This window comes from Actinomadura alba, from assembly GCF_014323705.1.
GTDB lineage: Bacteria > Actinomycetota > Actinomycetes > Streptosporangiales > Streptosporangiaceae > Actinomadura_C > Actinomadura_C alba.
This window is the reverse complement of the sequence record NZ_JABVEC010000023.1, coordinates 45233-66717: the sequence shown is the minus strand read 5'-3', so window position 1 is coordinate 66717 and position 21485 is coordinate 45233. Positions and strand designations below refer to the sequence as shown.

Annotated in this window: 22 protein-coding genes; 2 read left to right on the top strand and 20 right to left on the bottom strand. The window is 68.7% G+C overall.

The window, feature by feature from the left end; all coding sequences use genetic code 11:
• Positions 1–118: 118 nt before the first annotated feature.
• The 18 genes from HKK74_RS26635 to HKK74_RS26550 form a co-directional block, all read right to left on the bottom strand.
• Positions 119–1114 carry a polyprenyl synthetase family protein gene (locus tag HKK74_RS26635; RefSeq protein ID WP_187246094.1) on the bottom strand — a complete coding sequence of 332 codons (996 nt, stop codon included), beginning with the start codon at positions 1112–1114 and terminating at the stop codon, positions 119–121.
• Between the two features lie 8 nt (positions 1115–1122).
• Positions 1123–2721: an NADH-quinone oxidoreductase subunit NuoN gene (gene nuoN, locus HKK74_RS26630; RefSeq protein ID WP_187246093.1), complete on the bottom strand. Its 1599-nt coding sequence runs from the start codon at positions 2719–2721 to the stop codon at positions 1123–1125.
• Complete coding sequence (locus HKK74_RS26625) at positions 2718–4268, bottom strand: NADH-quinone oxidoreductase subunit M (RefSeq protein WP_187246092.1); 1551 nt, start codon at positions 4266–4268, stop codon at positions 2718–2720. Before HKK74_RS26625 ends, nuoN begins: the two co-directional genes overlap by 4 nt.
• A 70-nt stretch (positions 4269–4338) precedes the next feature.
• On the bottom strand, positions 4339–6243 hold the full coding sequence (gene nuoL / locus HKK74_RS26620) for an NADH-quinone oxidoreductase subunit L (RefSeq protein WP_187246091.1): 1905 nt from the start codon (positions 6241–6243) through the stop codon (positions 4339–4341).
• 13 nt (positions 6244–6256) lie between these two features.
• Positions 6257–6556 (bottom strand): NADH-quinone oxidoreductase subunit NuoK, encoded by a 300-nt coding sequence (gene nuoK, locus HKK74_RS26615; RefSeq protein ID WP_187246090.1) that lies wholly within the window; start codon positions 6554–6556, stop codon positions 6257–6259.
• A gap of 46 nt (positions 6557–6602) precedes the next feature.
• Complete coding sequence (locus tag HKK74_RS26610; protein ID WP_187246089.1) at positions 6603–7394, bottom strand: NADH-quinone oxidoreductase subunit J; 792 nt, start codon at positions 7392–7394, stop codon at positions 6603–6605.
• Positions 7391–7915, bottom strand: a complete 525-nt coding sequence (nuoI, locus tag HKK74_RS26605; protein ID WP_187246088.1) for an NADH-quinone oxidoreductase subunit NuoI — start codon at positions 7913–7915, stop codon at positions 7391–7393. The genes HKK74_RS26610 and nuoI overlap by 4 nt, the downstream gene beginning before the upstream one ends.
• Positions 7902–9167, bottom strand: coding sequence for an NADH-quinone oxidoreductase subunit NuoH (nuoH, locus tag HKK74_RS26600; protein ID WP_187246087.1), 1266 nt, complete (start codon positions 9165–9167; stop codon positions 7902–7904). Before nuoH ends, nuoI begins: the two co-directional genes overlap by 14 nt.
• On the bottom strand, positions 9164–11626 hold the full coding sequence (locus tag HKK74_RS26595; protein ID WP_187246086.1) for an NADH-quinone oxidoreductase subunit G: 2463 nt from the start codon (positions 11624–11626) through the stop codon (positions 9164–9166). The genes nuoH and HKK74_RS26595 overlap by 4 nt, the downstream gene beginning before the upstream one ends.
• On the bottom strand, positions 11623–12924 hold the full coding sequence (gene nuoF, locus HKK74_RS26590) for an NADH-quinone oxidoreductase subunit NuoF (protein ID WP_187246085.1): 1302 nt from the start codon (positions 12922–12924) through the stop codon (positions 11623–11625). Before nuoF ends, HKK74_RS26595 begins: the two co-directional genes overlap by 4 nt.
• Complete coding sequence (gene nuoE / locus HKK74_RS26585; protein WP_187246084.1) at positions 12921–13601, bottom strand: NADH-quinone oxidoreductase subunit NuoE; 681 nt, start codon at positions 13599–13601, stop codon at positions 12921–12923. The genes nuoF and nuoE overlap by 4 nt, the downstream gene beginning before the upstream one ends.
• The gene (locus HKK74_RS26580) at positions 13598–14917 is read right to left on the bottom strand and encodes an NADH-quinone oxidoreductase subunit D (RefSeq protein WP_187246083.1); all 1320 of its coding nucleotides are present in this window, start codon (positions 14915–14917) and stop codon (positions 13598–13600) included. Before HKK74_RS26580 ends, nuoE begins: the two co-directional genes overlap by 4 nt.
• Positions 14914–15651 (bottom strand): NADH-quinone oxidoreductase subunit C, encoded by a 738-nt coding sequence (locus HKK74_RS26575; protein WP_187246082.1) that lies wholly within the window; start codon positions 15649–15651, stop codon positions 14914–14916. Before HKK74_RS26575 ends, HKK74_RS26580 begins: the two co-directional genes overlap by 4 nt.
• Positions 15648–16205, bottom strand: coding sequence for a NuoB/complex I 20 kDa subunit family protein (locus HKK74_RS26570; protein ID WP_187246081.1), 558 nt, complete (start codon positions 16203–16205; stop codon positions 15648–15650). Before HKK74_RS26570 ends, HKK74_RS26575 begins: the two co-directional genes overlap by 4 nt.
• Positions 16206–16235: 30 nt before the next feature.
• Entirely contained in the window at positions 16236–16595 is a 360-nt protein-coding gene (locus HKK74_RS26565) for an NADH-quinone oxidoreductase subunit A (protein WP_187246080.1), read from the bottom strand.
• A 151-nt stretch (positions 16596–16746) separates the two neighbouring features.
• Complete coding sequence (locus HKK74_RS26560; protein WP_187246079.1) at positions 16747–18018, bottom strand: geranylgeranyl reductase family protein; 1272 nt, start codon at positions 18016–18018, stop codon at positions 16747–16749.
• A 139-nt stretch (positions 18019–18157) separates the two neighbouring features.
• Positions 18158–18871 carry a demethylmenaquinone methyltransferase gene (locus HKK74_RS26555; RefSeq protein ID WP_187246078.1) on the bottom strand — a complete coding sequence of 238 codons (714 nt, stop codon included), beginning with the start codon at positions 18869–18871 and terminating at the stop codon, positions 18158–18160.
• Between the two features lie 34 nt (positions 18872–18905).
• On the bottom strand, positions 18906–19151 hold the full coding sequence (locus HKK74_RS26550; RefSeq protein WP_187246077.1) for a DUF4229 domain-containing protein: 246 nt from the start codon (positions 19149–19151) through the stop codon (positions 18906–18908).
• Between the two features lie 407 nt (positions 19152–19558).
• Between HKK74_RS26550 and HKK74_RS26545 the strand changes: the two genes are divergently transcribed.
• Entirely contained in the window at positions 19559–19762 is a 204-nt protein-coding gene (locus HKK74_RS26545; RefSeq protein WP_187246076.1) for a BldC family transcriptional regulator, read from the top strand.
• A gap of 60 nt (positions 19763–19822) precedes the next feature.
• Here HKK74_RS26545 and HKK74_RS26540 read toward each other — a convergent pair whose 3' ends face one another.
• Positions 19823–20083 (bottom strand): hypothetical protein, encoded by a 261-nt coding sequence (locus tag HKK74_RS26540; protein WP_187246075.1) that lies wholly within the window; start codon positions 20081–20083, stop codon positions 19823–19825.
• Positions 20084–20094: 11 nt separating this feature from the next.
• The gene (locus HKK74_RS26535; protein WP_187246074.1) at positions 20095–20970 is read right to left on the bottom strand and encodes a hypothetical protein; all 876 of its coding nucleotides are present in this window, start codon (positions 20968–20970) and stop codon (positions 20095–20097) included.
• Between the two features lie 91 nt (positions 20971–21061).
• On the opposite strand from HKK74_RS26535, the gene HKK74_RS26530 reads away from it, so the two are divergent.
• A complete protein-coding gene (locus HKK74_RS26530) occupies positions 21062–21367 on the top strand; it encodes a PLD nuclease N-terminal domain-containing protein (RefSeq protein WP_187246073.1) in 306 nt (101 codons plus the stop codon).
• The last annotated feature ends 118 nt before the right edge of the window (positions 21368–21485 follow it).

Sequence of the window (21485 nt, the reverse complement as noted above, 5' to 3'; positions counted from 1 at the left end):
TCAGGGAATGAGAGACTTATATACGCGATAACTACGCAGGTCAGGCGGCCTCTTACGCCACCTTGACGGGGTCTGGGCAGGCGCTGGGCGGGCGCCGCCGCGGCCCGGCCGTGACCGGTCAGCCGGTGCGGGAGACCACGTAGTCGCAGAGGCCCTCGAAGGCCGCCCGGGCGGGCACGTCGGGCAGCGTGAGGAGCTCGGCGCGGGCGTCCGCGGCCCACTGCCGAAGATCGGCCCGGGCCCGGTCCATGGCCGGGTGGGAGCGCAGCAGCCCGAGCGCCTCGGCGTGGGCCTCGTCGTCGGTGAGGTCGGAGGTCAGCAGCTTCTGCAGCCGCTCGTCCGCGGGGTCGGTCGACGCCAGCACGTGCAGCACCGGGAGGGTACGGATCCCCTCGCGCAGGTCGGTACCGGGGGTCTTGCCCGACTGGTCGGACTCGGAGGCGATGTCGAGGATGTCGTCGGAGAGCTGGAAGGCCACACCGATCTTCTCGCACGCCGAGGTGATGGTGTCGACCACATGGGCGGACGCCCCCGCCAGCATCGCGCCGAACTGGCCGGAAACGGCGATGAGCGAGCCGGTCTTGTCCGCCATCACCTGCAGGTAGTGCTTGAGCGGGTCAGTGTCGGGCGCGGGCCCGACCGTCTCCTGGATCTGCCCGCGGACCAGCCGGGAGAACGCCCGGGCCTGTACCCGGACGGCCTCCGGGCCGAGGTCGGCGAGCAGGTCCGAGGCGCGGGAGAACAGGTAGTCGCCGGTGAGGATCGCGATCGTGTTGGTCCACCGCAGGTTGGCGGAGACCTGACCGCGCCGCATCGGTGCCTCGTCCATGACGTCGTCGTGGTAGAGCGAGCCCAGGTGCGTCAGCTCCACCACGACGGCGGCGGACACCACGCCGGGAGCGGTCGGATCCCCGAAGTACGAGGCCAGCAGCACCAGCATCGGCCGGAACCGCTTCCCGCCCGCCGCGACCAGATGCCGGGAGGCCTCGGTCAGGAGCCGATCCTGATCGCGTGCGGTCTCGAGCAACCGCTCTTCCACGGCCGCGAGTCGCTCCACCACGTCCGCTGCGAGCTCATCGGTGACCGGCAGACCGAACGGAATGGCACTACTCACAAGTCCCCCTACCGGACGAACAGCTGCGTCGCCGCCTGCCCGGCGAGATCGAGCATCGGCTGCGGCAGCACACCGAGTACCACAGTAGCCGCCAACCCGAGTGCCACAGCGGTCGCGGCCGTCCGCCCGACCACCACGGCCGGGGCGTCGGGCTCCGGGTCGCTGAAGAACATGACGACGATGACCCGGACGTAGAAGAAGGCGGCGATCGCCGAGGAGAGCACACCGACGATGACGAGCGGGGTCGCGCCGCCTTCGACGGCGGCCTGGAAGACCGCGAACTTGCCGGTGAAACCGCTCGTCAGTGGGATGCCCGCGAACGCCAGCAGGAAGAACGCGAAGATGCCCGCGATGGCGGGCGACCGCTTGCCGAGACCGGCCCAGCGGCTGAGGTGCCCCGCCTCGCCACCCGAGTCGCGCACCATCATGACGATGGCGAACGCGCCGATCGTGGTGAAGCCGTACGCCGCGAGATAGAACAACGTGGCCGACAGTCCCGCCTTGGACGTCGCGATGACACCGAGCAGGAGGAAGCCCGCGTGCGCGACCGACGAGTAGGCGAGCAGCCGCTTCACGTCGGTCTGGGTGATCGCGATGACCGCGCCGGCGACCATCGTGATGATGGCCACGGCCCACATCATCGGCCGCCAGTCCCAGCGCAGGTTCTCCAGTCCGACGTAGAACACCCGCAGGATCGCGCCGAACGCCGACACCAGCGTGCAGGAGGCCATGAGCGCGGTGATGGGGGTCGGCGCGCCCTGGTAGACGTCCGGCTTCCACGAGTGGAACGGCACGGCGCCCAGCTTGAACAGCAGGCCGACCGAGAGCAGCGCCACCCCGGCGAGCAGCAACGGCTCGCTGCCGCTCTGCTTGCCGATCTCGTTGGCGATGTCGGACAGCCGCACCGAGCCCGCGAAGCCGTACAGCAGCGCGACCCCGTACAGGAAGAACGCCGAGGAGAATGCTCCGAGCAGGAAGTACTTCACCGCCGCCTCCTGCGAGAGCAGGCGGCGCCGGCGGGCGAGCCCGCACAGCAGGTACAGCGGAAGCGACAGCACCTCGAGGGCCACGAACATCGTGAGCAGGTCGTTGGACGCGGGGAACAGCAGCATGCCGCCGACCGCGAACATCATCAGCGGGAAGACCTCGGTGTGCTCCGATCCCGCCGCCATGCTCTCCTGCTCGGCGTCGCTGCCGGGCACCGCGGCGGCCTGGGGCGTGAAGGCGTCGTGCCCGCGCTCGGCGATGAGCAGCAGGCTGACCAGCGCGAAGACCAGGATGGTGCCCTGCAGGAAGTACGTGGGGGCGTCCACGGCCACCGACCCCATGGCGGCGGCCTTGAAGTTCGGCGCGTGGTCCCAGAGCGTACGGCCCTCGATCGAGGCCCGGTCGACACCGAGGTAGATCGTCCAGGCGAGGGCACCGCCCAGACCGAGATAGGCCAGCGGGACCTGGACGGCACGCCGCCAGTCACGGCCGACGAAAGCCTCGATGAGCACCCCGAGGACGGCCACGCCGAACACCAGCAGCATCGGAGCCAGTTGCCCGTACTCGATGTGCGGCGCCGAGAAGTTCGGAGCGGCGGTCACTAGAGCGGTCCCCTTCACGGGCGTGTTCCCTTCTCAGCCACAGTGGGGGCGGGATCCTTCATCTGGACCCGGCTCATCGTGTGCTGCACCGATGGGTTGATCACATCGAGCACCGGCTTGGGATAGAAGCCCAGGGCCACGATGATCGCGATGATGGGGGCCAGCGCCGCGAGCTCCCGGTGGGACAGGTCCTTCATGCCCTTGACCGGCTCGGCGGTGGGCCCGTTCATCGTCCGCTGGTACATCCACAGGATGTAGACGGCGGCGAGGACGATGCCGACCGCGGCGATCACGGCGGGGACGCGGTAGCGGGTGAACGTCCCGACCAGCACCAGGAACTCGGAAACGAACGAGCTCAGGCCGGGCAGCGCCAGTCCGGACAGGCCGGCGATCAGGAAGGTCCCGGCCAGCACCGGGGCGACCTTCTGCACGCCGCCGAAGGCGTCGATCCGCGCCGACCCGCGCCGTACGATCAGGAACCCGACGATCAGGAACAGCGCGGCCGTCGAGAAGCCGTGGTTGACCATGTAGAGCGTGGCGCCGGACTGCCCCTGCGAGGTCATCGCGAAGATGCCCAGCGCGATGAACCCGAAGTGCGAGATCGAGGTGTAGGCGACCAGCCGCTTGAGGTCGACCTGGCCGATCGCCAGCACCGCGCCGTAGATGATCCCGATCACCGCCAGCGTGATCACGACGGGCGTGAACCACTTGGCCGCCGACGGGAACAGCTCCAGGCAGAAGCGGAGCATGCCGTACGTCCCGACCTTGTCGAGCACGCCGACGAGCAGCACGGCGGCGCCCGTCGGGGCCTGACCGGCCGCGTCCGGCAGCCAGGTGTGGAACGGCACCAGCGGCGCCTTGATCGCGAACGCGATGAAGAAGCCGAGGAACAGCCACTTGGCGGTGGTCGGGTCCAGGTTCAGCTTGCTCAGCTCGGCGAACAGGAAGGTGCCGGGCCCCTGCGAGTAGAGCGCGATGACCGCGACGAGCATGATCAGCCCGCCGAACAGCGAGTACAGCAGGAACTTCACCGCGGCGTACGAGCGCTGCGGCCCGCCGAACGACCCGATGATGAAGTACATCGGGATCAGCATCGCCTCGAAGAAGACATAGAAGAGGAAGACGTCGGTCGCCGCGAAGACGCCGATCATCATCGCCTCGAGCGACAGCAGCAGGGCGAAGTAGGTCTTCACCGACCGCTTGGGCCGCGCGTACTTGTCGAGGTCGGCCTTCGGCAGCTCCGCGCCGCCGAACCGGTCGGCCTCGGACCACGAGGCCAGGATGACCAGCGGCATCAGGATCACCGACAGCGCGATCAGCACGAGCGCGACGCCGTCGACGCCGACCGCCCAGTGCACGCCGAACTGCTTGATCCACCAGTACGACTCGGTGAACTGGAAGCGCGCGCCGCCGGGCTCGAACCGCAGCGCCATGCCGATGGTCAGCACCGCCACGACGATCGAGATGCCGAGCGCCACCTGCTTGGCGAGCTCGTCGCGGCCCCGGGGCAGCAAAGTGATGCCGAACGCCCCGAGGGCCGGCAGCGCGATGAGCAGGGTCAGCACGGCAGCTCCAGTTCAGGCCGCCCTCCGGCGGACACGTTGATGATCATCGCCTCGCGAAAATCGCCCACGGCTAGATCCTCACCAGCACCAGGGCGCCGACCACCAGGGCGGCACCGATGAACATGGAAAGGGCGTACGAGCGGACGAAGCCGGTCTGGAGCCGGCGGACCCGCCCCGACGTGCCGCCGATCCCGGCGGCCAGGCCGTTGACGACCCCGTCGACGCCCTTGTTGTCGAAGAAGACGGCCAGCCGGGTCAGCCACTGGCCGGGACGCATGATGAGCGACTCGTTGATCGCGTCGCCGTACAGGTCCTTACGTGCGGCCACGGTGACGAGGCTGCCCCTCGGTGCCTCGCGCGGCACCGGCCGGGCCGCGTACTGCCGCCACGCGATGCCAACGCCGATGATCATGAGCACGAACGTGGCGATCCCAGCGTTCGTGATCGGCTCGAAGTGGTGCTCCTCCATCCCGGGAGGCAGGGACGGCGCGAGGAACTCGGAGAAGCCGCCGAGCACCAGGAATCCGCCCATGAGCACCGAGCCGACGGAGAGCAGCATCAGCGGCACCGTCATGACCTTGGGCGACTCGTGCGGGTGCACGCCGTCGTCCCAGCGCTTGCCGCCGAAGAAGGTCATGAACATCACGCGCGACATGTAGTAGGCGGTGATGCCCGCGCCCAGCAGGGTGCACCCGCCGAGGATCGCCCCGCTCGTTCCGCCCTTGTGGAAGGCGGCCTCGATGATGCCGTCCTTGGTGAACCAACCGGACAGCCCGGGGAATCCGATGATCGCGAGATAGCCGAGGCCGAACGTCGCCCAGGTGATCACCATGACGGCGCGCAGGGCGCCGTACTTGCGCATGTTCACCGCGTCCTTCATGCCGTGCATCACCGAGCCGGCGCCGAGGAACATCCCGGCCTTGAAGAAGCCGTGCGCGATGAGGTGCGCGATCGCGAAGACGTAGCCCGCCTTGCCGAGGCCGGCGGCGAGGTGCATGTAGCCGATCTGCGACATCGTCGATCCGGCCAGGGCCTTTTTGATGTCGTCCTTGCCGCAACCGATGATCGCACCGGCGAGCAGCGTGGCAGCGCCGACGACGGTCACCGCGAGCTGCGCGGTCGGCGCCAGCTCGAAGATCGGATTGGACCGGACGATCAGGTAGACGCCGGCGGTCACCATCGTGGCGGCGTGGATCAGGGCCGACACCGGGGTCGGGCCCTCCATCGCGTCGAGCAGCCAGGACTGCAGCGGCAGCTGGGCGGACTTGCCGCAGGCGCCGAGCAGGAGCAGCAGGCCGATCGCCGTGACGACGCCCTTCTCGGCGCCGCCGGCGTTCTCGAACACCCCGGTGAAGGAGATCGTGCCGAACGTCGCGAACATCAGCATGATCGCGATCGACAGCCCGAAGTCACCGACCCGGTTGACCACGAAGGCCTTCTTGGCCGCGGTCGCCGCCGTCGGCTTGTACTGCCAGAACCCGATGAGCAGGTACGACGCGAGGCCGACGCCCTCCCAGCCGATGTAGAGGCCGAGGTAGTTGTCGGCCAGCACCAGCAGGAGCATCGACGCCACGAAGAGGTTCAGGAAGGCGAAGAAGCGGCGCCGGTCGGGGTCGTGCTCCATGTAGCCGATCGAGTAGATGTGGATCAGCGATCCCACACCGGTGATCAGCAGCACGAAGCTGATCGACAACGGGTCGATCAGGAGCCCCATGTCGACCTTGAGGTCACCGACCACGAGGTACTGGAACAGGTGCACCACACGCCGGCGCTCCTCGTGCCCGTACCCCAGCATCTGCACGAACATCGCCACGCCGACCGCGAACGACGCGAGCGACATCGCGCATCCGAGCAGGTGACCCCACTTGTCCGTACGGCGTCCGCCCAGCAGCAGCACCGCCGCTCCCGCGAGCGGGAAGGCGATGAGAAGCCAGGCCAGGGACTGAACGCCCTCGGCGGTCAACACGGCTGTCATTTGGCCAGACCCCTCAGTACTTCAGCAGGTTCGCGTCGTCGACCGACGACGACCTGCGGCTACGGAAGATCGTCATGATGATCGCGAGGCCCACCACGACCTCGGCGGCGGCCACGACCATCACGAAGAACGCGATGACCTGGCCGTCGAGTTCACCGTGCATCCGCGAGAACGTGACGAACGCCAGGTTCGTGGCGTTGAGCATGAGCTCGATGCACATGAACACCACGATCGCGTTGCGCCGGATCAGAACGCCCACGCCACCGATGGTGAACAGGATCATCGAGAGCACGAGGTAGTGCGCCGGGCTCATCGTCGCCCCCGCTCGGCTTCGGCGCGCTCGAAGGCGCGGAGTCCCCTCATTGGTCCGTCTCCTTGGTCACGGCCTTGTCCGTCACGGCCTTGACGGCGGCGAGGTCCTTCTCCGCCGCCTCCTCCCCGGAGTCCCCGTGCAGGTCGGCGTGGAACTCGGGCCCGAGCCGCCCGCGGCGGGCGATGATCGGGTTGACCGACAGCTCCGACATGGTGCCATCGGGCAGGAGTGCCGGCATGTCCACCGCGTTGTGCCGTGCGTAGGTGCCCGGCCCGGGCAGCGGTGTCGGGTGCTCGCCCACCAGGAAGCGCTGCTTGGACAGATCCTTCTGGGTCGGCTTGGGCGTCGTGCGCTCGCGGTGCGCCAGCACCATCGCCCCGAGCGCGGCCGTGATCAGCAGCGCGCTCGTCACCTCGAAGGCGAAGACGTACCGCGAGAAGATCAGCTCGGCCAGGCCCTCGACGTTGCCGTTCGCGTTGGCCCCCCTGAGCCCCTTCACGGCGGGGAGAGCGGCGTTGCCGAACCCGACCGCGAGAAGCACGACGAAGCCGATCGCGGCGACCGCCGCCAGGAACCGCTGCGCGCGGATCGTCTCGACCAGCGAGTCCGTCGAGGTCACGCCGACGAGCATGACCACGAACAGGAACAGCATCAGGACGGCGCCGGTATAGACGATCACCTGCACGAAGGCGAGGAACGGCGCGTCCTGGACCGCGTACAGGACCGCCAGCGACAGCATCACGACGGCCAGCATCATCGCGGAGTACACCGCCTTGCGCGTGAAGATCACGCCAAGCGCGGCGCACACCGAGACGACGGCGAGCACCCAGAAGATCATTCGTTGTCACCATCCTTGAGACCGAGGCGGTAGTAGTCCTCCTCGGTCTCGCCGAGTCGCATCGCGTGCGGCGGCGTCTCCATGCCCTCGCGCAGAGGAGCGAGGAGCATGTCCTTGGTGTAGATCAGGCTTTCCCGGCTGTCGTCGGCCAGTTCGTACTCGTTGGTCATCGTCAGCGCCCGCGTCGGGCACGCCTCGATGCAGAGGCCGCAGAGGATGCACCGCAGATAGTTGATCTGGTAGACGCGGCCATACCGCTCGCCCGGGGAGAACCGCTCCTCCTCGGTGTTGTCCGCACCCTCGACATAGATCGCGTCCGCGGGGCACGCCCACGCGCACAGCTCACAGCCGATGCACTTCTCCAGCCCGTCCGGCCAGCGGTTCAGCTGGTGCCGGCCGTGGAACCGCGGTGCGGTCGGCTTCTTGACCTCCGGGTACTGAACGGTCTCGACCTTCTGGAACATCTGGTGGAAGGCGACACCGAATCCCTTGACCGGGTTCAGGCGGTCAGTGAGTCCCACTGGAGACCTCCGGGTTCTTTCCAGTCACGCCGTGGTAGTGGGGGGCGTCGAGCGGCGGCACCGGGAACCCGCCCGCCGCCGGATCGGGCACCGCGTCCGAGGTGACGTCCTCGGCGGCGCCTCGGCCGACGGTGTCCCACACCAGCGACAGCGCCAGCACCACCGCGAGCGCGATTCCGCCGTACATCAGGAGCTGCGGCATGTCGTGACCCTCGTTGCGCAGCGCGCGGATGGTCGCCACCAACAGGATCCAGCCCAGCGAGAAGGGCATGAGCACCTTCCAGCCGAGCTTCATCAGCTGGTCGTACCGCACCCGCGGCAGCGAGCCGCGGAGCCAGATGAAGCCGAAGATGAACAGGAAGAGCTTGGCGAAGAACCACAGCAGCGGCCACCAGCCCTCGTTGGCGCCCGGCCACACGGTGGAGATCGGCCAAGGGGCCCGCCAGCCGCCGAGGAACAGGGTCGTCGCCATCGCCGAGAGCGTCACCATGTTGATGTACTCGGCCAGGTAGAACATGAGGAACTTCAGCGACGAGTACTCGGTGTGATAGCCGGCGACCAGCTCGCCCTCGCCCTCGGGCAGGTCGAACGGGATCCGGCCCGACTCGCCCACCATCGTGACCACGTAGATCAGGAACGAGGGCAGCAGCAGCACCGCGAACCACTTGTCCTGCTGGGCGGCCACGATGTGCGAGGTCGACATCGAGCCCGCGAACATGAAGACCGCCACGAACGACAGTCCCATCGCGATCTCGTACGAGATGACCTGGGCGCTGGAGCGCAGACCGCCGAGCAGTGCGTACGGCGACCTCGACGCCCAACCGGCGAGCACCACGCCGTATACGCCGAGCGACGCCGCGGCCAGCGTAATCAGCACGGCGACCGGCAGGTCGGTCAACTGCAGCGGCGTGCGGTGGCCGAAGATCGACACCTCCGGGCCCAGCGGGATGACCGCGAAGGTCAGCAGCGCGGGCGTGGCGGCGAGGATCGGGGCGATGAAGAACACCACCTTGTCAACGGTGCGCGGGACGATGTCCTCCTTCAGCGCACCCTTGATGCCGTCCGCCAGCGGCTGCAGCAGCCCGAAGGGCCCCGCCCGGTTGGGGCCGGGCCGCAGCTGCATGCGCGCGATGACCCGGCGCTCCAGCCAGACGTTGAAGAGCACGCTCAGCAGCAGGAAGACGAAGACCACGACGGCCTTGCCCAGGATCAGCCACCAAGGATCGTGCCCGAAGGCCGACAGGCCGCTCACGGGTTACCTCCAGTCTCATCGGTCCCGCTCGCACCGGCGGCGGCGATCCGCACGACGGCGCCGGCGCCCACGCCGAGCTCGCGGTGAACCTCGCTGCCCGTGGAGTTGGTCGGCAGCCACACGACGCGGTCGGGCATGTCGGTGACCTCGACCGGCAGGGTGATCGCGCCGCGCTCGGTGGCCACGGTGACCCGGTCGGCCGCGCCGTCGCCGCCGGCCAGCTCGGCCGCGGTCGCCGCCGACAGCCGCGCGACGGCGGTCTTGGCCGTGCCCGCGAGGTACGGCTCGCCGTCCTGCAGCCGGCCGCGGTCGAGCAGCAGCCGCCAGGTGGCGAGCAGCGCCTCTCCGGGTCCCGGCTCGAAGTGACCCCGAGCGGCCACGCCGGGTGCCGCCGGCCGGATGCCGCGGTGACCGCCCAGCCGCTGAAGCTCGGCGCGAGCCGCCTCGGGCGCGGGCAATGCCAGGTGGACGTCCATCTCACCGGCCAGGGCGTTCAGGACCTTGAGATCGGACATGGCGCCGGACACCGCGAGCGCGGTGTCGAACGGGCGGCCACGGCCCTCCCAGTTCACGAAGGTGCCGGACTTCTCCGCCACCGCCGCCACCGGCAGCACGACATCGGCCCGGTCGGTGACCGCGCTGACCCGCTGCTCCAGGCTGACCACGAACGGGGTCGACTCGATGGCGTCGAGCGCGGCCCGCGGGTCGGTGAGATCGAAGGGGTCCACGCCGCCGATGAGGAGCGCGTCGATCTGCTCGTTCGCGGCGGCGGCCAGGATCTCACCGGTGTCGCGGCCCGCGGTGGTCGGCAGCTCCGCCACCGCCCATGCCCGCGCCACCTCGGCTCGTGCCTCGGTGTCGGTGACCGGGCGGCCGACGGGCAGCAGGCCAGGCAGCGCGCCGGCCTCGACGGCACCGCGCTCACCGGCCCTGCGCGGCACCCAGCCGAGCCGCGCGCCGGTCACCTCGGCCAGCCGGATCGCGCTGGAGAGCGCACCCGGGCTGGCGGCGAGCCGCTCGCCGACCAGGATGACCGCACCCTCGGCCTTCAGGGCCTCGGTGGTGGCCGACGCCTCGGTGATCAGCGCTCCGAGCGCCGCGGACTCCTCGCCGGGCGAGGTCTGGATCAGCGTGCCGCCGACCTTCGTGAGGCCGCGGGTGGTGTACGGGGCGACCGAGAAGACCTTGAGGCCCTTGCGGACCGCCTTTCGCAGCCGCAGGAAGACGATCGGCGACTCCTCCTCGGGCTCGAAGCCGGCGAGCAGGACCGCGGGGGCCTTCTCCAGGTCGGTGTAGGACACCTCGATGGAGCGGCCGGCCACCGCGGCGGCCAGGAACTCGGCCTCTTCCCGCGAGTGCGCCCGGGCACGGAAGTCGATGTCGTTGGTGCCGAGCGCGACCCGCGCGAACTTGGCGTAGGCGTAGGCGTCCTCGAGGGTGAGGCGTCCTCCGGTGAGCACGCCCGCGCGCCCCTTGGCGGCGGCGAGCCCGCGCGCGGCCGCGTCGAGCGCCTCGGGCCAGGACGCTGGCGCCAGCACCCCGTCCTCGCCGCGCACGAGAGGCGTGGTCAGCCGGTCGGGCTCGGTGGCGTAAGTGAACGCCCACCGGCCCTTGTCGCAGTTCCACTCCTCGTTGACCTGCGGGTCGTCACCGGCGAGGCGGCGGGTGACCTTGCCCCTGCGGTAGTCGGTCCGCTGCGCGCACCCGGCCGAGCAGTGCTCGCAGACGCTCGGCTTGGAGACCAGGTCGAACGGGCGGGACCGGAACCGGTAGGCCGCACCGGTCAGCGCGCCCACCGGGCAGATCTGCACGGTGTTGCCGGAGAAGTACGACTGGAACGGTTTGCCGTCGGCGATGCCGACCTGCTCCTTGGCGCCCCGCTCGAACAGGTCGATGAAGGCGTCACCGGCGATCTGCGCCGAGAACCGCGTGCAGCGGGCGCACTGGATGCACCGCTCCCGGTCGAGCAGGACCTGTGAGGACAGCGCGACCGGCTTGGGGAAGGTCCGCTTGCGCTCGAGGAACCTGGTCTCGCCCTGGCCGTTGGACATCGCCTGGTTCTGCAGCGGGCACTCGCCGCCCTTGTCGCAGATCGGGCAGTCCAGCGGGTGGTTGATCAGCAGGAACTCCATGATGCCCTGCTGGGCCTGGTCGGCCACCGGCGAGGTGAGCTGCGTCTTGATCACCATGCCGGGCATCACGGTCGTGGTGCAGGACGCCTGCGGCTTCGGCATGCCCCGGCCGTTGCCCATGTCCGGCACCTCGACCAGGCACTGGCGGCAGGCGCCGACCGGGTCGAGCAGCGGATGGTCGCAGAAGCGCGGGATCTGGATGCCGAGCAGCTCGGCCGCCCGGATGATCAGGGTGCCTTCGGGAACCGAGATCTCGAAGCCGTCGATGGTGACGGTGACCAGCTTCTCCTGCTGCTCGACCTCGGCGTTGTCAGCGACGATGCTCACTCTTGACCTGCCCAAACGGTGGACGCGGCGGGATCGAACGGACAGCCGCCGTGTTCGAAGTGCTGGATGTACTCGTCACGGAAGTACTTGACCGACGAGCCGATCGGACTGATCAGCGAGTCGCCGAGAGCGCAGAACGAGCGGCCGAACATGTTCTTGGAGATCTCGACGATCCGCTCGATGTCCTCCTCGGTGCCCTCGCCCTTCTCCAGCCGCGCGACGATCTGCTTCAGCCAGAACGTGCCCTCGCGGCACGGCGTGCACTTGCCGCAGGACTCGTGGGCGTAGAACTCGCTCCAGCGCAGCACCGCCCGTACGACGCAGGTCGTCTCGTCGAAGATCTGGAGTGCTCTGGTGCCGAGCATCGACCCGGCCGCGCCCACGCTCTCGTAGTCGAGCGGCACGTCGAGGTGCTCGTCGGTGAGGATCGGCGTGGACGAGCCGCCCGGCGTCCAGAACTTCAGCCGGTGCCCGGCGCGCACGCCGCCGGCCATCTCGAGCAGCTCCCGCAGCGTGATGCCGAGCGGCGCCTCGTACTGGCCGGGCCGCGTGACGTGCCCGGACAGCGAGAAGATCCCGTGGCCCTTGGACTTCTCGGTGCCCATATCGGCGAACCAGTCGGCCCCCCGCTCGATGATCCCGGGAACCGAGGCGATCGTCTCGACGTTGTTCACCACAGTGGGGCAGGCGTAAAGGCCCGCGACGGCCGGGAAGGGAGGCTTGAGCCGAGGTTGGCCCCGATACCCCTCCAGCGAGTCGAGCAGCGCGGTCTCCTCACCGCAGATGTACGCGCCCGCGCCCGTGTGCACGGTCAGCTCCATGTCGAAGCCCGAGCCGAGGATGTTCGTGCCGAGGAAACCGGCTTCGTACGCCTCGCGCACCGCCTCCTGCAGGCGCCGGACCACGTGCAGCACCTCACCGCGCACGTAGATGAACGCGTGGTTGGCGCGGATGGCGTACGAGCTGATGACGATGCCCTCGATGAGCACGTGCGGGTTGGCCATCATCAGCGGGACGTCCTTGCACGTGCCCGGCTCGGACTCGTCGGCGTTGACCACGAGATAGTGCGGCTTGCCGTCGCCCTGCGGGATGAAGGCCCACTTCATCCCGGCCGGGAAGCCGGCGCCGCCGCGGCCGCGCAGCCCCGAGTCCTTGCCCATCTGCACGAGGTCGTCCGGCGGAATGGCGAGCGCCTTGCGCAGCGCCCGGTAGCCGCCGCCCCGCTGGTATCCGGCCAGGGTGAACGAGTCGGCCTCGTCCCAGCCCCTGGTCAGAACCGGTGTCAGCGTGGTCGTCACGGTGCCTCCCCCTCGGCGGCCTTCCAGCCCTTCTCCTTGGCGAGCTCCAGGCCGCGCAGCGACTCGGGCCCGGCCTGCACGCCCTCGCGACCGCGCCCGTCCGGGAAGCCCGCGAGCACCCGCGACATCTGCTTGAAGCCGCACACGCTGGTGGCGCCGCGGGTCGGCGCGACCTCCTTGCCGGCCCGGAGGTCGTCGACGAGCCCCTTGGACTTCTCAGGGGTCATGTTGTCGAAGAACTCCCAGTTGACCATCACCACGGGGGCGAAGTCGCAGGCGGCGTTGCACTCGATCCGCTCAATGCTGATCATGCCGTCCTCGGTGGCCTGATCATGGCCGACTCCGACATGGTCGCTCACCGAGCGCCAGATCTCGTCGCCGCCCATCACCGCGCACAGCGTGTTGATGCACACGCCGACGTGGTACTCGCCGGCGGGTTCCCGCCGGTACTGCGTGTAGAACGTCGCGACGCCGGTGACCTCGGCGGGCGTGATTCCCAGCATCTCGGCGCAGAACTCGATGCCGGTGTCGGAGACGTAGCCGTCCACGGACTGCACGAGGTGCAGCATCGGCAGCAGAGCCGAGCGGGGCTTCGGGTAGCGCGCCATGATCTCCTTGGCGTCGCGCTCGAGCGCCTCGCGTGCTTCCGGCTCCCAGCCGGTGGATTCCTGAGTCACCTGTCCACTCCCCCCATCACCGGGTCGAGGCTGGCCACGGCCGCGATGACGTCCGCCACCATGCCGCCTTCGCTCATCGCGGCGGTCGCCTGCAGATTGGTGAAGGACGGGTCGCGGAAGTGCGCGCGGTAGGGCCGGGTGCCGCCATCGCTCACCACATGGACGCCCAGCTCTCCACGCGGCGACTCGACCGCGGCGTAGGCCTGTCCGGCCGGCACCCTGAAGCCCTCGGTCACCAGTTTGAAGTGGTGGATCAGGGCCTCCATCGAGGTGCCCATGATATGGGCGATATGGGCGGGCGAGTTTCCCATGCCGTCGGCGCCGATGGCCAGCTGGGCGGGCCAGCCGACCTTCTTGTCCTCGACCATCACGGGGCCCCGGACCGAGCCGAGCCGATCGACGCACTGCTCGATGATCTTCAGCGACTCCTCCATCTCCTGCATGCGCACGAGATAGCGGCCGTACACGTCGCAGGTGTCCTGCGTGGGGACGTCGAACTCGTAGGTCTCGTAGCCGCAGTAGGGCTGCGACTTGCGCAGGTCCCACGGCAGGCCCGAGGCGCGCAGCACCGGTCCCGTGATGCCCAGCGCCATGCACCCGGTGAGGTCCAGGTAGGCGATGTCCTTGGTGCGGGCGAGATAGACGGGGTTGGCGTCGAGGAGCTTGCGCATCTGCTTGATGCGCTTGGGCATCCGCTCCAGGTACTCCCGGATCTTCTCGAGCGCACCCGGCGGCAGGTCCTGCGCGACGCCGCCCGGCCGGACGTACGCCATGTTCATGCGGAGCCCGGTCACCAGCTCGAAGATGTCGAGGGTGTACTCACGCTCGATGAAGCCGTTCAGCATGACGGTGGTCGCGCCCAGCTCCAGGCCGAAGGTGGCGATGGCCACCAGGTGCGAGGAGATCCGGTTGAGCTCCATCATCATGACCCGGATGATCTGAGCCCGCTCGGGCACCTGGTCGGTGATGCCGAGCAGCCTCTCGACCCCGAGGCAGTAGGCCGTCTCGTTGAAGATCGGCGCGAGGTAGTCCATGCGGGTGCAGAACGTGGTGCCCTGCGTCCACGTCCGGAACTCCATGTTCTTCTCGATGCCGGTGTGCAGGTAGCCGATGCCCACCCGGGCCTCGGTCACCGTCTCACCGTCGAGAGTCAGCACCAGCCGGAGCACGCCGTGCGTCGACGGGTGCTGCGGGCCCATGTTGACGACGAGGCGCTCGTCGTCGCCGTCGCCCACACCCTGGACGACCTCGTCCCAGTCCTGACCGGCGACGTTGAAGACCTTGCCTTCCGCCGTCTCTTGTCCCGTAGTGGTCATACGTACGACCTCCGCTCATCGGGGGGAGGGATCTCGGCTCCGCGGTACTCCACCGGGATGCCGCCGAGCGGGTAGTCCTTGCGCTGCGGATGGCCCACCCAGTCGTCGGGCATCTCGATCCGGGTGAGCGCCGGGTGCCCGTCGAAGACGATCCCGAAGAAGTCGTAGGTCTCGCGCTCATGCCAGTCGTTGGTCGGGTAGACCGAGACGACCGAGGGGATGTGCGGGTCCTCGTCCGGGCAGGTGACCTCGAGCCGGATCCGCCGGTTGTGCGTCATCGACAGCAGGTGGTAGACCGCGTGCAGCTCGGCGCCGGTGTCCTTCGGGTAGTGCACGCCCGACACGCCGGTGCACAGCTCGAAGCGCAGCTCCGGGCTGTCGCGCAGGGTACGGGCGACCTCGAGCAGGTGCCGGCGCGAGACGTACAGCGTCATCTCGCCGCGGTCGACCACGATGCGCTCGATCGCGTCCGCGAACTCCGGGAACTGGCGCTCCAGGTGATCGGACACCTCGTCGAAGTAGCCGCCGAACGGCCGCGGGCTGGAGACCTTCGGGCTCTGCCGGATGACCAGCCCGCCGTACCCGGAGGTGTCACCGGTGGTGCCGGCCCCGAACATCCCGGTGCGCGCGATCGGCTGCTCACGGCGGTCGGCCGCCTTGTGCGCGGGCAGCCGGTCGGCGGCCTGGTCGGCCGTCTGTGCCGGGGGCTGCTGCGGCTTCTTCTCGTCGCTCATACCGCCCCCACTCCCGACTGGCCGAGCAGCGGAAGCGCCTTGAGCCGCGACTCCTCCAGCACCTTGATCTCCTCGCGGCGATGCGCGCCGAGCTTGGTGTTCTGGATCTTGTCGTGCAGCTTGAGGATCGCGTCGAGCAGCATCTCCGGCCGCGGCGGACAGCCGGGCAGGTAGATGTCGACGGGCACGATGTGGTCGACGCCCTGCACGATCGCGTAGTTGTTGAACATGCCGCCGCTGGACGCGCAGACGCCCATCGCGATGACCCACTTGGGCTCGGCCATCTGGTCGTAGATCTGCCGGAGCACCGGCGCCATCTTCTGGCTGACCCGCCCCGCGACGATCATCAGGTCGGCCTGCCGGGGCGATCCGGAGGCACGTTCCATTCCCCATCGGGAGAAGTCGTGCCGCGGGTCGCCGGTGGCCATCATCTCGATGGCGCAACAGGCGAGCCCGAAGGTCGCCGGCCAGACCGAGCTCTTACGCGCCCACCCGACGACCTGCTCGACCGTGCTCAGCAGAAAACCGCTGGGGAGCTTCTCTTCTAGGCCCATCGCGGGCCTCCCTCCACGCAGTGACCCATCTCAGTCCCACTCCAGACCGCCACGCCGCCAGACATAGGCGTACGCGACCAGGACGGTGGCGATGAACATCACCATTTCCACGAGACCGAACAACCCCAGGCTGTTGAAGGCCACGGCCCACGGGTAGAGAAAGATGATCTCGATGTCGAAGACGATGAACAGCATCGCCGTGAGGTAGTACTTCACCGGGAACCGGCCGCCGCCGGTCGGCTGCGGCGTCGGCTCGATGCCGCATTCGTAGGCGTCGAGCTTGGCCCGGTTCCAGCGCTTCGGACCGGTGAACGAGCCCATGACCACCGAGACGGCGGCGAAGCCGAACGCGAGCACGCCGAGCACGACGATCGGCACATAGAGATCCACGGGTTCCTACACCCCCTTCTCGGTGAGCACGGCCCTGGAAACGACGCATGGGCGACCGACCCCGGCCGAAGTCACGGCCCAGGACAAGGCCGAGGTCACAGCCGGGATTCCCATCCTAGGCAGGCTGATCATTCCTTCGTTCCTCGGGGGGTCATGCCGCCGGAGCGAGCTTGGACATGGCGTTGATGATCCGGTCCATCGCGTCGCCGCCCCGCGGGTCCGTCAGGTTGGCGAGCAGCTTCAGGGTGAACCGCATCAGCGTCGGGTGCGGCAGGCCGTGCGTGGTCGCGAACTTCATGACCCGCGGGTCGCCGATCGCCTTCACGAACAACCGGCCCACCGTGTAGTAACCGCCGTACGCCTCCTTGAGCACCCTCGGATAGTCGTACAGGGCACGCTCCCGCTGCGCGGGGGTGGGCCGCGCCAGCGCCTGGACGATCACATCGGCGGCGTACTCGCCGGACTCCATGGCATAGGCGATGCCCTCGCCGTTGAACGGGTTGATCATGCCGCCGGAGTCGCCCACCAGCAGCAGGCCCCGCGTGTAGTGCGGCTGCCGGTTGAAGCCCATCGGCAGCGCCGCCCCGCGGATCGGCCCGGTGGCGTTCTCCTCGGCGAAGCCCCACTCCTCGGGCATGCCGGCCACCCAGCTCTTCAGCATCGCCCGGTAGTCGGTGTTACCGAAGCCCTTGCTGGTGTTCAGAAGGCCCAGGCCGATGTTGGAGGTACCGTCGCCGACCCCGAAGACCCAGCCGTAGCCGGGCAGGAGCCGGGCGTCGCCCTTGTCGTCCCTATCCCACAGCTCCAGCCACGACTCGAGATAGTCGTCGTCGTGCCGCGGGCTCTCGTAGTAACGGCGCACCGCGACGCCGATCGGCCGATCCTCGCGCTTGCGCAGGCCCATGGCGAGCGAGAGGCGTGAGGAGTTGCCGTCGGCGGCGACCACGAGCGGCGCCGAGAAGGTGACCTCTTCGCCGTTCTGCTTGGCGATCACGCCCTTGATCCGGCCGGTGCGCTCGTCGACGACCGGCTCGGTGACGTTGGTGCGCTGGTGCAGGCGGGCCCCGGCCTTGACCGCGCGGTCGGCGAGGATCTCGTCGAAGTCGATGCGAGTGCGCACGAGCCCGAAGTCGGGGTAGTTCGCGAGCTCCGGCCACGGCAGTTCGAGGCGCACCCCGCCGCCGTAGATGCGCAGCCCCTTGTTCCGGATCCATCCGGGGGCGTCGATGTCGACGCCCATGCCGATGAGGGACTTGACGGCACGCGGCGTCAGGCCGTCGCCGCAGACCTTCTCCCGCGGGAACGCGGTCTTCTCCAGCAGCAGCACGTCCAGGCCCGCTTGGGCGAGGTAGTAGGCCGTCGTCGACCCTGCAGGGCCGGCCCCCACGACGATGACGTCGGCTTCTCGGGCGGAGTCCGTCACTTTCGTCCTCTTGTTCCGCTCGTTCGCTTGTGAAGGGCTTCACAAATACTTTGTTATGGAGCCTACTCCTGCCTGCGCCGTGACGCGTACGCGAGTCCTTACTACGCGATCACGCTGTGAATCACCGAGCTACGTGTGATCACTGAGCCGGTTTGCGGCCATGGTGAAGGGCCACGACGCCGAGGGACAGATTGCGCCAGCGCACCGCGTCCCAGCCCTCCTCGCGCAGCCGCCCCGCCAGCGCGGCCTGGTTCGGCCAGGCCAGCGTCGACTCGGCCAGATAGGTGTAGGAGTCGGGGTTGGAACTGGCCTTCGCCAGCAGCGGCAGGCCGTACTTCAGGTGCAGCCGGTGGCCGAATGCGAGCAGCGCGTTCGGCGGACGGCTGACCTCGCAGACCACCAGCCGTCCACCCGGCCGGGTGACCCGCAGCATCTCGCGCAGGGCCTGACCTGTGTCGGCGACGTTGCGCAGACCGAAAGAGATCGTCACGGCGTCGAAGGAGTCATCGGCGAACGGCAGGCGCAGCGCGTCGCCGGCGACGAAGCCGAGCCGCCCGGTGGACCGGACGGCGCTGTTCCTGCGGGCGCCGACGCGCAGCATGCCGAGCGAGAAGTCGCACGTGACGCAGCGGGCGCCGGCGGCCACGAAGGGCACCGACGAGGTGCCGGTACCGCCGGCCAGGTCGAGGATCAGCTCGCCGGGGCGAGCGTCGACGGCCTTGCGGACGAGTCCCCGCCACCGACGGTCCTGCCCGGCCGTCATCAGGCTGTTGAGCAGGTCGTAGCGCTCTGCGGTGCGGTCGAACATCGCCGCGACGTCGGAGGGCTGCTTGTCGAGGGAAGCGCGGGTCATGCCGCCAGCCTAGGCGGGCGGCCGTCCGCCGGGATCACTCAGGCCCGTCCTCGCGGGATCTCGCCTCTTCGAATCTGCGGCGCTTGTCACGGATGTTCTCCGACACCACGGCCGACATGGCGTCGCGCCGGCGTGCCAGCAGGACGAAGCTGACCAGCCCGCTGACCAGCACGGCCAGTGCGAGCAGGAGCAGGCCGCGCGCCCCGAGGAGGTAGAGGACCCCCGCGGTCACGAGGAAGAGGACCGCCCGAGCGGCGGAATAGGCGAGTACGGATCGCATGACACCTTCAGGTTATGCCGGGCGCGGGATGGAACGGCACCCGCCCCGGGAATCGACGAGTGCCTGCGAGGCGAACCGACCGGACGACTCGACGACGCTTCCACAGCGACAACGCCCAATCGGCATGGTGCGTCCGCAATCTCCGCTACGGTCACTTGCTCAGACACCGAAGCCTAAGCGGTCGTCCACAACTCGCCGGTAACTGGTTGTCCCAACGGTTACACGGCGGGTACACGGAGATCATCGTGTCCTCTGAGCGATATACCATATTTACTTCGAGTTATTTCTCCTGGTCACGCAACTACACACCGTGATGTTTTCCGAAAACAAGGGAGAAATCGGTCTTGACCCGGCACACTTAGAAACAGTCCACCCGCACCGAGAGCGGGACAAAGGGGGAGAGAAACGTGGAAAGCACGAGCGAGCGCCTGCTGACCCCCGGAGAGGTGGCTGCGCTCTTCCGGGTCGACCCTAAGACCGTGACCCGATGGGCCGCAGCCGGCCGGATCAGCAGCATACGCACTCCGGGCGGGCACCGGCGTTTCCGGGAGTCCGAAGTGCACGCACTACTGCGCGGCGAAGAGCCGGTCGCGGAGCACCTGAGTCGCTGAGTCGTCTGGGTCCGCCTCGCGCAGAACCCCCCTCGCGCAGCACTTGCGGACCAGACGACATCAGTCGTCATTCCGCTGGGCCTTCCACTCCTCGAACTGTTGGAGCAGCGCCTCGTCGCCATCCCGCCACTGACGCCGCCTGTGCTCCAGTTCTTCCACGGTGAGCGCCTGCCCGGCGAGCCGCTCGTAGTCCGGGTCATCGGGACCGATTTCCACATACGCCTGGCCGATGACCTGCCCGGCCTCGTCACCCGCCCCCCGTTCCAGAACGGCGCTATGGGGCACCCGCAGGTTCCCGTTGGGGAGCCTTATCACATACATGCTGGGGTCACCTACATTCCGTACCGGCGGTTGAAGAAGAGCATCACGTTGAGCGCCGTCCGGATGTTGCCGCCCAGCATGTCCACCAGAGCCGGGCGCTGCTGCGCGCCGATCGCCGCGAACGCGTCCGCGAAGAACTCCCGGCGCCCCAGGTCGTTCGGCTGCAGATGGAAATCGCTGGCCAGGTGCGGAAGGCACTCGGCGTACAGCGCTCGGAACTCGGCGCTGTCGGACTGCCAGCCTGTCTCGCCCCCGTCGATATCGTCCAAGGCGTGCCCGACCTCGTGCATCATGACGTCCGGGGTGGGCGACGGCTGATCACCAACGATGATCTTGCGGTCGCCGTACGCGCCGGCGCAGATGTCCCAGGTGGCCCGGCCCGACGGCAGCGGACGCCCCTTGAGGTGGGCCATGTCGTCAAGGTCGGGTACCCCGCCGGGTCCGACGTAGATGCCGTCGACCCCCTCGACCAGCTTCTCCTTCAGCGGCTCCGGCAGCGACGCCAGGCTGTCGATGGCCCGGACCACGTCGGGTGACGGCATGTCCTCACGAGCGTCCCACTGCCGGTAGATGATGCTCTCCAGCGAGCCACAGTGCCGGCGGCCGTCCGGCCGTACCGGGGCGTCCGGCGGGTGTGGGCGGGTGCGGGCCGGCTCGTCGCGTAGTTCGAAGTCGCGCCAGGTCGGGCGGCGCTCCACCGTCTCGACCGCGTACCTGTCATCGCGGCCGGCCTTGCGGAAGCGGCCGAGCGCGTCGCGGGGCTGGGTGCGCCGTGGCCTCGTGGCCCTGTGCTCGGGTTTGTGATCCGATTTGTGCTCGGTGGGAGACGCGGCGAACGCCGCGTCTCGTGCATCTCGGGACTTGCGGTGTGTGCCCCAATATCGCATCGCACTCCCCTGTCCACGCTGTCGCTTCTGGCAGGGTAAGGCCGAACCTGACTTGACGTCATCCTCATCAAGAAGGGGTTACGCTGCGGGCATGTTCTATGTCCTCCTCGCCCTGATCGCACTCGGTGTCTGGCTCTTCTGCCTGTTCGACGTGCTGACCACGGATGAGGCGGCCGTGCGGCTCCTGCCCAAGTTCGGCTGGTTCTTGATCGTTCTACTCGGGTTCTGGATCGGCGCCCTCCTCTGGACGCTCTTCGGCCGCCCCAAGCAGGTCACCGAGGCCTGGGCCGGCTCCCCCCCGAGCCCCGATCAGCACGACCTCCCCCGCGGCCCGGACGACGACCCCGACTTCCTCCGCAACCTCGACCGTCACATCCACGGCGACGACGGTGTTTAACTGCCTCGCTCCGCTCGGCGGCTCGGGGCGCTCTTGACGCGCTGTCTTCCCTCGTCGCTCCCGAGCGCTCGTTCCTCGCACTCGCTCGCTCCTCAGTCCAGACAGCGCGGCGCCCCTC

Bases quoted from the DNA above. Each gene is read 5' to 3' on its own strand.
- nuoK (WP_187246090.1), bottom strand. From the start codon at position 6,556: ATGAGCCCGGCGCACTACCTCGTGCTCTCGATGATCCTGTTCACCATC.
- HKK74_RS26540 (WP_187246075.1), bottom strand. From the start codon at position 20,083: ATGTATGTGATAAGGCTCCCCAACGGGAACCTGCGGGTGCCCCATAGC.
- HKK74_RS26570 (WP_187246081.1), bottom strand. From the start codon at position 16,205: ATGGGCCTAGAAGAGAAGCTCCCCAGCGGTTTTCTGCTGAGCACGGTC.
- HKK74_RS26530 (WP_187246073.1), top strand. From the start codon at position 21,062: ATGTTCTATGTCCTCCTCGCCCTGATCGCACTCGGTGTCTGGCTCTTC.
- HKK74_RS26575 (WP_187246082.1), bottom strand. From the start codon at position 15,651: ATGAGCGACGAGAAGAAGCCGCAGCAGCCCCCGGCACAGACGGCCGAC.
- HKK74_RS26555 (WP_187246078.1), bottom strand. From the start codon at position 18,871: ATGACCCGCGCTTCCCTCGACAAGCAGCCCTCCGACGTCGCGGCGATG.
- HKK74_RS26535 (WP_187246074.1), bottom strand. From the start codon at position 20,970: ATGCGATATTGGGGCACACACCGCAAGTCCCGAGATGCACGAGACGCG.
- HKK74_RS26580 (WP_187246083.1), bottom strand. From the start codon at position 14,917: ATGACCACTACGGGACAAGAGACGGCGGAAGGCAAGGTCTTCAACGTC.
- HKK74_RS26550 (WP_187246077.1), bottom strand. From the start codon at position 19,151: ATGCGATCCGTACTCGCCTATTCCGCCGCTCGGGCGGTCCTCTTCCTC.
- HKK74_RS26610 (WP_187246089.1), bottom strand. From the start codon at position 7,394: ATGATCTTCTGGGTGCTCGCCGTCGTCTCGGTGTGCGCCGCGCTTGGC.
- nuoL (WP_187246091.1), bottom strand. From the start codon at position 6,243: ATGACAGCCGTGTTGACCGCCGAGGGCGTTCAGTCCCTGGCCTGGCTT.